This window comes from Flavobacterium hydrophilum, assembly GCF_003202405.1.
In the GTDB taxonomy this organism is placed as follows: domain Bacteria; phylum Bacteroidota; class Bacteroidia; order Flavobacteriales; family Flavobacteriaceae; genus Flavobacterium; species Flavobacterium hydrophilum.
Genome location: NZ_QJHL01000001.1, coordinates 1,693,051 through 1,707,473, shown reverse-complemented (window position 1 = coordinate 1,707,473; position 14,423 = coordinate 1,693,051). Strand labels below are relative to the sequence as shown.

14 protein-coding genes are annotated in these 14,423 nt (G+C 33.4%); 11 read left to right on the top strand and 3 right to left on the bottom strand.

From position 1 onward, the window contains the following. Positions 1–338: 338 nt before the first annotated feature. A complete protein-coding gene (locus DMB68_RS06505; protein ID WP_110345809.1) occupies positions 339–1,037 on the bottom strand; it encodes a DUF1826 domain-containing protein in 699 nt (232 codons plus the stop codon). Positions 1,038–1,186: 149 nt separating this feature from the next. Between DMB68_RS06505 and DMB68_RS23235 the strand changes: the two genes are divergently transcribed. Continuing rightward, positions 1,187–1,438, top strand: a complete 252-nt coding sequence (locus tag DMB68_RS23235) for a hypothetical protein (RefSeq protein ID WP_124019395.1) — start codon at positions 1,187–1,189, stop codon at positions 1,436–1,438. Positions 1,439–1,455: 17 nt separating this feature from the next. Here the strand turns inward: DMB68_RS23235 and DMB68_RS06500 are convergent, their stop codons facing one another. Together DMB68_RS06500 and DMB68_RS06495 are read right to left on the bottom strand one after the other, a co-directional pair. Further along, the gene (locus DMB68_RS06500) at positions 1,456–2,592 is read right to left on the bottom strand and encodes an aldose epimerase family protein (RefSeq protein ID WP_110345808.1); all 1,137 of its coding nucleotides are present in this window, start codon (positions 2,590–2,592) and stop codon (positions 1,456–1,458) included. A gap of 88 nt (positions 2,593–2,680) precedes the next feature. Continuing rightward, entirely contained in the window at positions 2,681–3,820 is a 1,140-nt protein-coding gene (locus DMB68_RS06495; RefSeq protein WP_110345807.1) for a glycoside hydrolase family 76 protein, read from the bottom strand. 481 nt (positions 3,821–4,301) lie between these two features. Here DMB68_RS06495 and DMB68_RS06490 point away from each other — a divergent pair, with 481 nt between their 5' ends. The 10 genes from DMB68_RS06490 to DMB68_RS06440 all read left to right on the top strand — a co-directional run bounded on the left by DMB68_RS06490 (position 4,302) and on the right by DMB68_RS06440 (position 14,417). Beyond that, a complete protein-coding gene (locus tag DMB68_RS06490; RefSeq protein WP_165830101.1) occupies positions 4,302–5,936 on the top strand; it encodes a sensor histidine kinase in 1,635 nt (544 codons plus the stop codon). Further along, positions 5,923–6,573: a response regulator transcription factor gene (locus DMB68_RS06485; RefSeq protein ID WP_110345805.1), complete on the top strand. Its 651-nt coding sequence runs from the start codon at positions 5,923–5,925 to the stop codon at positions 6,571–6,573. The genes DMB68_RS06490 and DMB68_RS06485 overlap by 14 nt, the downstream gene beginning before the upstream one ends. Before the next feature lie 104 nt (positions 6,574–6,677). After that, the gene (locus DMB68_RS06480) at positions 6,678–8,771 is read left to right on the top strand and encodes a T9SS type A sorting domain-containing protein (protein WP_110345804.1); all 2,094 of its coding nucleotides are present in this window, start codon (positions 6,678–6,680) and stop codon (positions 8,769–8,771) included. 323 nt (positions 8,772–9,094) lie between these two features. Next, positions 9,095–9,877, top strand: coding sequence for a hypothetical protein (locus DMB68_RS06470; RefSeq protein WP_110345802.1), 783 nt, complete (start codon positions 9,095–9,097; stop codon positions 9,875–9,877). A 101-nt stretch (positions 9,878–9,978) separates the two neighbouring features. Continuing rightward, complete coding sequence (locus DMB68_RS06465; RefSeq protein WP_110345801.1) at positions 9,979–10,563, top strand: TetR/AcrR family transcriptional regulator; 585 nt, start codon at positions 9,979–9,981, stop codon at positions 10,561–10,563. Positions 10,564–10,616: 53 nt separating this feature from the next. After that, positions 10,617–11,108, top strand: coding sequence for an acyl-CoA thioesterase (locus tag DMB68_RS06460; protein WP_110345800.1), 492 nt, complete (start codon positions 10,617–10,619; stop codon positions 11,106–11,108). Between the two features lie 112 nt (positions 11,109–11,220). Continuing rightward, a complete protein-coding gene (locus DMB68_RS06455) occupies positions 11,221–11,421 on the top strand; it encodes a hypothetical protein (RefSeq protein WP_110345799.1) in 201 nt (66 codons plus the stop codon). Positions 11,422–11,530: 109 nt separating this feature from the next. Further along, on the top strand, positions 11,531–12,664 hold the full coding sequence (locus DMB68_RS06450; RefSeq protein WP_110345798.1) for an NAD(P)/FAD-dependent oxidoreductase: 1,134 nt from the start codon (positions 11,531–11,533) through the stop codon (positions 12,662–12,664). Further along, entirely contained in the window at positions 12,655–13,368 is a 714-nt protein-coding gene (locus DMB68_RS06445) for a methyltransferase domain-containing protein (protein ID WP_110345797.1), read from the top strand. Before DMB68_RS06450 ends, DMB68_RS06445 begins: the two co-directional genes overlap by 10 nt. Continuing rightward, positions 13,365–14,417, top strand: a complete 1,053-nt coding sequence (locus DMB68_RS06440) for a type III polyketide synthase (protein ID WP_110345796.1) — start codon at positions 13,365–13,367, stop codon at positions 14,415–14,417. The genes DMB68_RS06445 and DMB68_RS06440 overlap by 4 nt, the downstream gene beginning before the upstream one ends. Positions 14,418–14,423: the final 6 nt, after the last annotated feature.

The window sequence follows — 14,423 nt, the reverse complement described above, 5'->3', positions numbered from 1 at the left end:
TATTAAAAGTTTGTTGGTAAAAATAAGCTATTTATTTTTTGAAGTTTGAAGTTTAAATTTTAATGCTTACTCATTTGTGATACCACATTTCCTTTTAAAAACGCTTCAAAATGAATAATAGCTGAAGTCCATTTCATAAGCTACTACCAGAAACTATATTGGCTGAAACCTGAAAAACACATTCACTACAACAATTAATTTCCGATAGATTTTTTAAATTCTTTTCATGAGTTTGGTTCTAATACCGATATTATCAGTATTTATGCTGCCAAAAATCGTTCAAACAGGAAGTTGCCCCTGACCTTAAGTTAGAGTCTTGCTCTCCCCACAAAAAAAAATTAACAAATCAACAACAACCGATATTCTCCTTCCCTTTCGATTGGTGCTCTGTGAATACAAGGCAGCACCTGTTGTTTTGGATGGTCTACTGCCAGCCGCCAAAGATGCCCTACTCCTAAATTAACAGGCTCTACATCTGCATGTAACTGATAATGCAAATCAAAATAATTTTCCTTCAAAAAAAAATCGAATTCTTCCTCTCCTCCATTATACAGCTCTTTAAGTTTTGCACGGATTTCTGGAATTAAAATTTTTTGTTCTGCCTGCGAATTAGAAATAATATCACTTGCAGCTCCGTGATAGGTACATAAAAAAGTATCTGTTGCAATGGGCGAACGATCAACATGAAACGAATATACATCAGTGGATATGAAATCAAATTCATCATCACGCTCATAACACTTCAGTAAATTAAGGGAAGGCGAAGCTCCAAAATCAGCTAATAATTGTAAATCATTTAAAATTATTCCCCGTGCTATATTCCCCTTTTCTGATAGTTGGAGTGCAACTAGATCTTCAGGATAAACTTCCGTTATATTTTCTTTAATAGATAGTTTGGTTACAATCTCGTTAAAATCTCCATCTAAATTTCTGTACAAACATAGCGCATTCATTTCTCCCTTGAAATCGGTATGTAAAAGCTCAGAAAAAGTAGATACTATTCCAATTTGGCCGCTGTCAGAAAATGTATTGCTCATTGTATAACATTAAGAGATTAGTTACTTCGGTACAAAAATATGCAATAGTAGTTAGTTCCGGCATTTTTACAGCTTTAAACTTTTGGAATCAGACTGTTTTAAAACCGTACTCCGGGAGATTCCGTATATAGTTATAAAATACCAATATCATGACTGCCAATTCATTACGTCTGCCTGCAAAAATATACAGCTGCCTTTCTGAAAATCAAGGCAGGCCTCTCGCATTTGAAGAACTATGTGTCCTTCTTTATCCATCCAATAATGTAGTTCATTTCTTTTCCACTGAAATTGAGTATAAAACTCAGGTAATGATGTCTTTGATCTTCCTTTCTGATCTCAATTTGATTACTTTAAACGAGCTTACAGACGAAAGTTTTCTTAACTTGTCCAATAGAAATTAACTGTTTTTTCTTTTAATTTACTTACGAACAAGAAATTTATAAATTGTTTGAGAAGAAAAGTTCTGACCCGGGCGCAGGACAGTGTTAGGAAATTGAGGTGTGTTGATAGCGTTTGGGTAATGTTGGGTTTCTAAACAGAATGCCCCATTTTTCGTATAGGACTGACCACCGCGTCCTTTTAGTTTTTCACTCAGCCAGTTTCCGGAATAAAATACAACACCTGGCTCGGTGGTGTAAACTTCCATTTCCCTGCCGCTTATTGGTTCGTAAGCTTTTGCTGCCAAAGCTAATTTTCCGGTCTGGTTTCTAAGAACAAAAGTTACATCATAGCCGTTTGTATGTTGCTGGACTTTTTCGATGTCTTTTCCGATAGTTTTGGATGTGGTAAAATCAAATGGGGTTTCTTTTACATTCAGGATATTTCCGGTCGGCATGCTGCCATCTCCGAATTCTAAAAACTGGTCTGCGAGTACGGTTAATTGTGTACTTAATGCTTTAGGATCTTTCCCTCCAGAAAGATTAAAATAAGTATGATTGGTAAGCACCAGAGGAGTTGCTTTATCTGTAGACGCTTTGTAATCAATAACTAATTCATTATTATTTTTAAGTGTAAAGGTAACTGTAATCTGTAAATTTCCGGGAAAACCTTCCTCCCCGTCCGGGCTAAAATAAGTCATTTCAACGGCAGGCTCATTCTTTTTTAATATTTCCTTTGCTTTCCATATGCGTTTATCAAAACCATTTACACCGCCATGAATATCAGATGAAAGTGTGTATTCCTTTCCGTCAAGTGTGAATTTCTTGTCTGAAATCCTATTAGCAACTCTGCCGACGGTTGATCCTAACAACTGATTTTCACTTCCTGCATATTGGGAAAGAGAATCAAAACCCAGCACTACACTACTCATTTTGCTATATTTATCTGGTGTTACAATATTGGTAATTGCGGCACCGTAAGTAAGGAGTTGAACCTGCATTCCGGTTTTATTCTGCAGGGTATATTGAAAAACATCTTGTTCCTGAACCTTACCCATTAACTTCTTAGTAATAAAAGATTTTTTAGCCCCGACAAGATGCTGAGAAAATGCATTTTGAGTCAGTAATGAAAAAAAAGACAAAAATGATATGCAAATTGTGATTCGAAGTTTATTCATGATTTTTTATTAGTAAATGTAAATGGACAGCGTTTTCTAAATTCTTACAGCTTTACTGTTCCAGGAACCGATTAATACTTAAATATTTTTATTTTGCCAGTTTATAGTGGTCTTCAAGATAAGCGAATCTTGCCAGTATTTCAAGCATTCCGCCATGTTCCACCAAATTATAAACACCGTCATGTGCAGCAAATAATCCCTTTTCGTTTTTGTTTTCTTTCAAGGCATGATCCAGACATTTTTTAAATCCGGAAATGTATTTTAAATCTTTATTATGTTTTAAAAGATGTTGATACCCGCGTAGTAAAACAGCATTAAACCAATAACCGTCTCTGAACTTATCTCCTCCATAAAAATAAGAAAGGGAACTGTCTGCTATTTTAACTGCTCTTTCCAGATATTTTTTATCGCCTGTTATTTCATACAGATAAACATTAGACTGAAGCATTGTACCTGTATTATATGAAAATATTGCTTCTCCGATAGTTCCATCTTTAACTTTGATGTTATCATAGAACAGTCCTGCAGGTGTCTGCAGTTTTTCATTTGTCCAGTTGTATATCCTCAGTGCGTTGTCCAGATACTTTTTATCCTTTAAAGCTTTGTACATTTTAAGGGCGACAAGAATCCCAGGTCCGTTTGAACAGGTGTTTTTCGTTTCAAAATCATTTTCTCTCCAGTAAAGTCCGCCTCCCAGAGCATTATCTGATGCTGTCATCATAAAATCATACATCGATTTTCCTAAATCTAAATACGATTTTTTCCCATTCCTTTCATAAATATCTAAAGCAGTTATCCCGATCCATTGATTGTCATCATAATATCGCTGCCCTTTGCTTAATTTTACTATATATTCGCCATAACCGGGTTTTGGTGGAGCCGGATCGTAATAAGGCTGCATGCTTTTAAAAATATTATCCACTAAATGAGATTTCTTATCTACTTTTTCAATTTCATTTGTAGCTTCAAACATGGCACAAAGCGCCCATAACCAGCTATACTCTCTTTTATGTCCAAATTTCGTTTCTCTTTTTGCAGGATCTAAATCCACAAAATAATAACCGGAAGCATTATCGTGAAAATTACTTTCAATAGCCGAATGAAGATTATTCATTTCAGTCTTATAGAAATCATTTTCTGAAGCAGCAATTTTTTTAGCCTGTGAAAAACCTGAGAACAATCCTGCTCCCAATGCGATAAGTACCAAAAATCTTTTTCGTTTATTCATATCCGTATTATTTTGTAATCATTTTTAAAGAATGACAAACTTACTAAAACGTTTTATTAATTAAAATCAAAACTATAATTCTAATGGTATTTTTATGAAACTGTTAGCAGATTAATTCTTTATTGTTTATTTTTTAATAAATAATTACTAAATCCAGAAACTGACCAAATTATACCTAATGATATACATGAAACACTATATGTACTAACTCTTCCTCCATCTCATTTAAACCAAATTAAAATATCTTCGTTGATAATGTTATTTTAATTTGAAACCTAAATTCAGAACAAACAATAAATAATTCAGAACATTTCTGGTTTAAGGATTAGACGAAAATCCTATATTTGATTTGTAAATAAATAGTTATTTAATGGATTAAATATGAATTTTATCCAATCCTTGTTTAATGGTGAAAATTTATTTTAGCTTTTTTCTGGTTTGTATACATTTTTTTTGTTTTGGTCAAAATTCTTTTCAATCATTGAAGCAGGATCTTGAACAGAAAATAGTGTACTCTGATTTCAAAACTGCCTTAGCCATTATTAACAAAAACAGGGAACTTTATAATGATACACAAAAAAACGACCTGGATGTTATAAAGATTAAAATTCTAACTGAATTTGGGCTTTATGACGAAGCTTTTAAACTCTCTCAAAATCTGATAGACAATCCTCTAATTACAGAAGAGCAAAAACTGAAAATTCATGTTGAAAGGGCTCTTATTTATGAAATTAACGATGCTGATAAATCGTGTTTATCAGAATTAAAGAAAGCCGAAGCAATACTTGTTAGGCATCCGGAATTTAAATTTAAAAATTACACTAATTTCCTTATCCGAAAATCTTCCTATTACAGAGTGAATGGCTTTTCAAAAAAGGCATACGAGCTTGCCCTTCAGGCAAAAAAGTATGCAGGATCTGTTAAGGATAAAGTGAACATGCCTGTTGTAGAACTGATTTTAGGACTTGGCAACCGAAAAGTAAATCCTGAATTAGAATTACGGCATTACAATCGCGCACTTTATTTATACAAACAACTGAATCATTATGAAGCGATTATTTCAATGTATAGCAATTTGAGTTATTATTATTTTTCAAGAAATAATTATAAAATGGCTAACACATATGTTGATTCGGCTATAGCTATTTCGTCAAAATCAAATGTTTTGAATTATAAGGCCGATGTTTTTCAGACCAAGAGCGAAATTTTAGAAAAAGAAAACAATGCTGATTCTGCTTTGTATTATTATAAAATTGCTTCAGAATTATACAGACAATACAATGGCGAACAACGGGATCTTAAAGTTAAGGAACTGGAGATTGAATATAATTTTGACAAAGAAAGATCTGAAAAGCAATTGCTTAAAAAAGATATAAAAACCACAAGAATACTAAATACAACGCTTTTTGTTTTGGTTCTAATCTTAGCTTTTTTTACATGGCAAATCAGGAAAAACAAAAGAAAAATCGAAATCCAAAAGCAAAAAATATCTGAAAACAATATTACCCTAAAAACAAATGTAGAAGAGAAACAGTTCCTTGTTCAGGAGTTGAATCACCGGGTTAAAAACAATCTGGCTGTAATTTTAAGTCTGATCGATTTTCAAAAAGACCAGGCAAAGAATAAAAATTACAAAAGTATATTTGACGATCTGCATCAGCGTATTAAAACAATAACCATAGCTCACGAATTTTATTCGTATAGTGTGAATTATAATGACAATGATTTAATTGAAGCTTCGAATTACATCAACAAAATCATTGAATCCCATCAAAATAGTGCATTAAGAACGTTCAGATATATAAATGATAGTGAATCGGTTTATTTTAATGTTGATAAAATTCTTTCTCTTGGACTACTTGTAAATGAATTGGTTACAAATTCTATAAAGCATGCTAAAACAGAAAATGATCAGCTTGTTATAAATCTTGAGCTTAGTAAAACAAATAACGAAGTAGAATTAAATTATTCAGATAACGGAACGGTTTCTAATTTTGAGAGTAATAATAATTCTTTGGGTCTTGTAATTATTGAAGGAATGATCAGACAGTTAAAAGGAAATTATACAAGAGAAAAAGCAAACTATAAAATAATATTTCCTAATGAGAGAACATAACAGCAGAATTTTAATTGTAGAAGACGAAGTTTTAATCGCATTGTCATTAAAGAAAATGCTGGATAAAGTTTTCGTGTCTGAAATTGCTCATGACTATGAAGAAGCCAAAATTCTCCTGTCGCATAAACTGTTTGATCTTGTTCTGATTGATATTTCTCTTTCCGGACACAAAACAGGTCTTGATTTGGCTAATTTTATCAATACAAATATTTCTCTTCCTTTCATTTTTACCACTGCTTTTACTGATCCGGCTACTCTGGAAAAAATAACAAATTTGAAACCTTCAGCCTATCTTTCTAAACCAGTAGAAAGTGTTAATCTGATTACTGCGATAAAACTCGCTTTGGCAAATGAAGACACAATTTTTAAAATTGAGACTGGAAAGCAAATCTATTATTTCCAATCGAAAGATTTCCTTTTTGCCGAGGCTGATCATGTTTATGTTGAAATACATTTAAAATCGGGTAAAAATCAGATTCTCAGGACAACGATGACGCACCTTGAAGAGGTTTTCCCTTCCAAACATTTTAAAAGAATTAACCGCAGTGTTGGCATAAACCCTTATCATATCTCAAAAATTGTAAACGATAAGTTATTTATAGAAGATCGGGTTTTTAAAATTTCTAAAAAATTTTGATGGTGTTTTAGAACAAAAAAAAGGTGTTTCAGAACATCTTTTATGGATTAAAGAAGGAAGTTATTAGTTTTAAACCTACAAATAAAACTAAGACCAATACTTGTATGAAAAAACAGTACACTTCTATTTTAATAATTTTATTTTTTGTCTTTTTAGGAGGCAAATCATTTGCTCAGCCTTACTATGACTTTACTCATACCTCTTCGCCGGGAACTTATTCAGTTGGTGGTATAAATGTTGGATTCAATTACAATCTTAATGGAGGTCAGGTATATATTGATCATAGCTGTCCGAGTGTTTTGGGGTACAATTTCACTAATGGTGGTTATTTTACTTTTGGCTTTAATGTTCCTGTTGCGGGAATAAGAATAAGAGGAATCCGCCAGACATTTAGCACCAATACCAATATCGCCATAAAAATAAACGGAACATCATATGCTTTGAATTCTTCAAACATTTCATCCTTTAGCGCTTGTGGTTATAATACACAAGGTGCGTTATCAAACGGAGCTTTAGTTGGTGGCAATGGTATGATTACCATTACACAACCTGGAATTACATCTCTCGAGTTACAAAATAATGGTGGTGATTATTGGATATTTGTCGTCGAAATTCTACCTCTTGTTACTGCAACAAACACTCCTTGTACAGGCAGCACCCTAAACCTGGCCTCAGATTTTGGAGGATTAACCAGCGGTGTTACCTATAACTGGACAGGCCCTAACGGTTTCACTTCATCACTTAACAATCCCAGTATAAATAATGCCTCAGCAGCTAATTCAGGTCTTTATACCGTAACAGCAAGTAATGGAACTGTAACAGCTTCACAGACTCAAAATGTTTATGTAAATCCCATACCTACTGTTAATGGTATAAATAACCAAACGCTTTGCAATGGTGCTTCAGTAAATGCAGTTAATTTTAGCAGTACTGCTTTCACAGGAACAATATGTGGGGATGTTAACGAAGGTAGTACCTTAAACCTTACTGCACCTCCAGGTGCTGTATTTACTAGTGTACCTTTTGCCAGTTATGGAAATGCTACAGGCAGTTGTGGCAATTTTGTTTTAGGTTCCTGCAATTCTTCTAATAGTGTTGGTGTAGTATCAGCTGCTGCTTTAGGGAAAAATTCATTTAGTCTTGCTGCTACCAATGATAATTTTGGAGATCCTTGTAACGGCACTCCAAAAAAACTAAAAGTACAGTTAAATTATAACACTCCGATCACTTATACCTGGACTAATAGCAATACATCAATTGGGCTACCTTCTTCCGGTACAGGTAATATACCATCTTTTGTAGCCACTAATTCCACGAATTTGCCTGTTATCTCTACTATAACAGTTACACCTAAATATACTAATGGTGGCACTTGCTCAGGTACTTCAAAAACATTTACCATTACTGTAAATCCAACACCAAAAATTACGGCTCAGCCAGTATCCAAAACAATATGTAATGGAGCAAGTACCACTTTTACTGCTGCCGCAAGCAATGCATCAGGTTATCAATGGCAGGTAAACCCGGGTTCAGGTTTTATCGATGTATCAGATATTGAACCGTACTCAGGTGCAACGACAACAACCTTAAATATCAATGGAGCGACAACATTGTTAAACAATTATAAATATCGGTTAGTGGCCTCAGGGACGTGTGTTCCTACAGCCATTTCCAACATTGCAACATTAACAATCCAAAATGAAGTAGATTCTCCAACAGGGGGTCTTGTTCAGAGCTTTAATGCTGGAGACAATCTGAGTGTATTAGTTGTGAATGGTCAAAGTATTAAATGGTATGCCACTGCAGAAAATGCAGCCAGTCATGTTGATGAGTTGCCATTAACTACTCCAATTGTAAACAATACAATATACTATGTTACGCAAACGCTTGGAAGTTGTGAATCTCCAATTCCTTTGGCTATCAAGGCTTATAATCCTCTTTTGTCTCTTGATGATAATATAAAATCTGATATAGCATTAATGCTGTATCCAAATCCGGTAAAAGATATTTTGTATTTAAGTACTGAAGCTGAAATCGATAAGATTTTTGTTTTTGACATAAATGGAAGGAAATTGCTTGAAAAAGCATTGAATGGCGATCATGAAATAAATGTTCAGTCTTTGGCTGAAGGAGTCTATCTGATTCAGGTTTTTACTCAAAATAAAGAAATAAAAATACTTAAGTTTATTAAAGATTAAAATAAACCTATGCAAATTAGATAACAAAAGGCCCTGTCGCAAACTGACAGGGCTTTCTTTTTGATACAATGATTCTGATAAATAACTTTCAGTCTTGAAAACACGTATAAATACTCTTTTTTCATTTCTTTCGCATTTGTAAATTTAAAATATTGAAAATCAATGTTTTGTTGTTTATTTTTCAATAGAGTTTGATTCATTCCCCCTACTGTATCAGCCAAAATAGTATACCTACTACTACTTTTATTTCTTCAATCATGTTTGATTTTCGCTTCTGCTTGTTTCAAACGATAAAAAAAAGATATTAATTTAAATCAACTGCCATGGCAACAGTACCTTCGGACAAAAAGACTAACTACGAAAAATTATTTGCTTCCTGTATCATAAAAGAAGCTAAATATCCTGAAATTGACAAAATAACAGCAAAAATGGTTTCGAATAAAGCCAGATACGAATCTGTGGGTGACCGATTAAACATCCCCTGGTATGTTATTGCAATTATACACAATATGGAGGCCAGTTTGAGATTTGATACTCATTTACACAATGGCGACTCTCTCAAAGAGCGTACAGTACAAGTTCCTGCAGGACGTCCAAAGCTAGGAAACCCGCCATTTACATGGGAAGAAAGTGCCAAAGATGCTGTAGTATATGACAAACTCAACACCTGGACAGACTGGAGCATTGCCGGAATCCTGTATAAACTGGAATTATATAACGGATTAGGCTATTACAGACAAGGTATTAATTCTCCGTATTTATGGAGTTATTCCAATCATTACATCAAAGGCAAATATGTTCAGGATGGACGTTATGACCCCAATGCCATTTCTAAACAATGCGGTGCCGCGGTACTGTTACGGCGTATGAGTGAGCAAAAGCTGATAGCACTTTCAAATGGCAATTTAGTTGAGCAAATACTTGCATTAGGAAATAAAACAAAGTACTACTCCGGTACTGTTACCAATGAAGCCAAAGAATTACAAACACTCCTAAACAGAGCCGGCAGTATATTGAGAGTTGATGGTAAAGCAGGTGAAAGAACTTCTACTGAATATTTTAAATATAGCGGTACTTATTTGAAAGGAGATCCCAGAGGCGTTTAATGCTTTTTGCAATTATAAAAATAAATTTAAAAAAAATTGCTATCCTGTAGATACCGATCGGTATTTATAGTTATATTTGTTATGAACTTTTAATTTAACCAATGAATACGTCTGAATTTATATTAGAAAAAGTAGCACCCATTTTTAATAAACAGGGTTATGTTGGAACTAGTCTATCAGATATAACGAATGCTACCGGACTCACAAAAGGAGCAATTTATTGTAATTTTTCAAATAAGGAAGATTTAGCATTAAAATCATTTCAATTAAATATAAATCTGGCAATAAAACCATTATTTAGGCTAATAACCAATACGGAAGGCAGTATTAATAAATTACAGGCTATAACCCATTATCAACGTAGCTATTATGATTTAGTTAAAGACAGAGGCGGATGTCCTTTGCTGCGGGTAGGTGTTGACACAAAGTTTATCAATCCCCTATTATTTGAAGAAGCTCAAAAATTATCTCAAAGATTTACTAATGGCCTGATAAATATCATTCAGGAGGGCATTGCGAATAATGAAATAAAGGAAGATACAGAACCTGCTGAATTTGCCAAAGTTGTTTTATCCTTAATTGAAGGCAGTTCGCTTCTCGCATTTATTCATGATGATCAGACCTATATAATAAATGCTATGGATTATATCGATAACACATTCATACAAAGCATCAAGAAACAATAAAAATTTTTTAACCCTGCAAATACCGATTGGTATCTGTGTAATTTATTTTAAAAATGACCAAAATATTAAAAACAAAAAGAAAAGTCAGGTTTCAGGATTGTGATCCTTTTAATCATTTAAACAATTCAAAATATCTGGAATACTTTATTAATGTCAGAGAAGATCAAATAGCAGAACATTATGATCTTGATATATTTGAGTATATGAGAACAACAGGACTTAGCTGGGTGGTAGCATCCAATCAGATCAGTTATGTTAGACCGGCATTTACGATGGAAACAGTCTCAATAGAATCTCAGCTGATTCAATATTCAGAAAATCTTCTTCTGGTTGAAATGAAAATGTGGAATGAAAATGAAACAGAATTAAAAGCCATTTTATGGATAAAATTTATTCCATATAATGTTCAGACAAAAAAAGCAGCAAGTCATTCGGATGATTTAATGAAATTATTTGAATCTGTTGTAGTGCCAATTGATCAGTCCATTTTTGAAAATAGATATATAGAAATTATTCAGCAATTAAAAAGTCGAACCTATGCCTAATACATTATTCCAATAAGATTTTGACGAGGTATTTTGTAACTTTTTAAAATGATTATATAAGTGTAAATATCTGATTTCAGGTAATTTTAATTAAATTTAAAATTCACGAGATATGAACACAAATAATCAAAATCCGAAAAGTACTAAAAATGATGGTTCTGGTAATCGGGATCGGGTTGATACCAGAAAACATCAGTACAAAGATCATGATGAAGTTTTAACAAACGATGAAAATTATGATGTTGATACTCATAAATTCAAAGGCAAAGAGCCTGAGTTTGATGATAAACTGAATAATGAAGAAAAAAAATAAAGCATTAAAACGTCTCAAAAACAATGTTTTGAGACGTTTTTTTATTAATCGCGATTTTTATGATTCAAAAGTTCTTAGTTTATATGGGCTTTTTTTGGTAAATTAGAATATGGAAACAAAAAAAGATGTAATAATTATTGGCGGCGGTCTTGCAGGTTTGACAGCAGCAATACATCTTTCCAAAAAAGGATTAAAAGTAATCCTGATTGAAAAATCAGAATATCCGCGCCATAAAGTTTGTGGAGAATATATTTCTAATGAAGTCCTGCCCTATCTTGTTTGGCTTGATTTAGATATTTTAAAATCAAATTCCGTACAGATATCCACTTTTAAATTTACAACTCAAAACGGCAAAATTGCCAGAACAAAACTTCCTCTGGGTGGCTTTGGCATTAGCAGATATAGGCTGGATAATATCTTATATGAAAAGGCATTGTCAAATGGCTGCATTGTTCTAAAAGAAACGGTTACTGATATTTCTTTTAAAAATGATGAATTTTCAGTTTCAACACCAAATCAAATAATACATTCAAAATTGGTATTAGGGGCCTTTGGAAAACGATCTAATATCGATCAGTTTTTAGCACGTGATTTTATAACCAAAAAATCACCCTGGCTGGCTGTTAAAGCACACTATTCGGGTAATGTTCCTAATGACCAGGTAGCACTTCATAATTTTAAGGGAGGTTATTGTGGTATTTCGAAAGTAGAAAATGACATTATAAATATCTGCTATCTGGCGGATTATGCTACTTTCAAAAAATACAAAAATATAGAAGAGTATCAAAAAAATGTACTTTATAAAAATAAACAGCTTAAATCTGTTTTTGAAAACAGTACACTCTTATTTGATAAGCCGCTTACGATCAGTCAAATCTCTTTCGAAAAAAAATTGCCTGTAGAAAATCATATATTAATGATTGGCGACACTGCCGGTCTGATCCATCCAATGTGTGGTAATGGTATGGCGATGGCAATTCACAGCGCAAAAATAGCATCAGAATTAGTACTCGAATATTATTCGGGAACTATAATCACAAGAAGCTTGTTAGAAAAACAATATACAATTCAATGGAAGAAACATTTTGGCAAAAGAATAATAATGGGCAGACTTTTGGCACGTGCCTTAACCAATAAAACAATAACAAATATATTTGTGTCAGTTGTTGCTTCTATGCCAGCATTGTTGTCCCAAATAATCAAACAGACACACGGAAAACCAATAACAGTTAAATGGCAATAAATACAAAATACAGAACAGAAGAAGCAGAGATAATGGATGATTTTTCTCTTCAGGGAAGAGAACTTCGTGCTGCTCTTGATCAGATTGCCCGTATTAATCAGTTACTGGGAGGTAACAAGGTAACACTTCAGGGAATAAAAGAAGTGTTAGGAAAAGTAAATACTTCTAAAATAATAGTGATTGCTGATGTAGGCTGCGGCAATGGAGATATATTGCGTATGCTTGCTGATTATGGATTAAAAAACAACCTGAATTTTAAACTAATAGGCATAGATGCCAATGCTTTTACTGTAAATTATGCCAAAACATTATCAAACGATTACTCCAATATTGAGTATTTGTGCATGGATATTTTCAGTGAAGAATTTTCAAGGATTAACTATGATATTATGCTTTGTACCCTTACTCTGCACCATTTTACGAATGAACAAATATTAAATATAATTACTATCTTTAATAGAAACGCAAGCATTGGTATTGTTATTAATGATCTGCATCGCAGTAAATTGGCTTACAGACTTTTCAAATTGATTTGTATCCTTTTTAATCTGAGCAAAATGTCCCGTGAAGATGGTTTGGTGTCGATTTTAAGAGGATTTAGAAAAAATGAGCTGGAGGAATTCTCCAAAAAGCTGAATTTAAAAAACTATACGATAAATTGGAAATGGGCTTTCCGTTACCAATGGATAATTAAAAAAATATGAGTGTTAAAATAATAACCGTTGCCAAGCAACTCCCGCAATATTCAAGAACTACAGAAGAGATACTTCCACTTTTGGATGGCTGGCTGAATGGTCAGGATGAACGTTTTATAAAAAAAGTAAAAAAAATATTTGAAGGCGCAGCCGTAAACAAACGCTATTCAATTATGGAACCACTTGAAGTTTTTACTGCAACCTCATTTGAGGATAAAAATGATATTTACAGTCGTGAAATGATCGTATTGGGCGAAAAAGTTTTAGAAAAAGCGCTCGCAAAGGCAAACTGGGATCCGCAAAGTATTGACTATATAATTACGGTAAGCTGTACCGGTATTATGATTCCGTCTTTAGATGCTTATCTGATCAATAAAATGAATCTCAGACAGGATATTGTACGTTTACCTGTTACAGAAATGGGCTGTGCTGCAGGAATTTCAGGTATTATATATGCTAAAAACTTTCTGAAGGCAAATCCGGGAAAACGTGCTGTGGTCATAGCGGTAGAATCGCCTACAGCAACTTTTCAGCTTGATGATTTTTCGATGCCTAATATTGTGAGTGCTGCTATTTTTGGGGATGGAGCTGCGTGCTGTCTTTTATCATCGTGCAAAGAAGATAATGGCCCAGAAATACTCGATGAGCAAATGTATCATTTTTATGATGCGGAACACATGATGGGTTTTAAGCTCACCAACGGTGGTTTGCAAATGGTATTGGATATTGAAGTTCCGGATACGATTGCTTCTAATTTTGGCGATATTATTCATCCGTTTCTGAAAAAAAATAATTTAGAAATAAAAGATATTGATCATATGATATTTCATCCGGGAGGCAAAAAGATTGTTACGACAGTCGAATCTCTTTTTGCAGATTTGGATAAAAATATTAATGATACAAAAGAAGTTTTGAAACAATACGGAAATATGTCCAGCGCTACCGTACTTTATGTTTTAGAAAGAATTATGGACAGCAATCCAAAGTCGGGAGAAAAAGGACTCATGCTTAGCTTTGGACCGGGATTTTCAGCACAAAGGGTATTGCTTCAATGGTAAATTAGA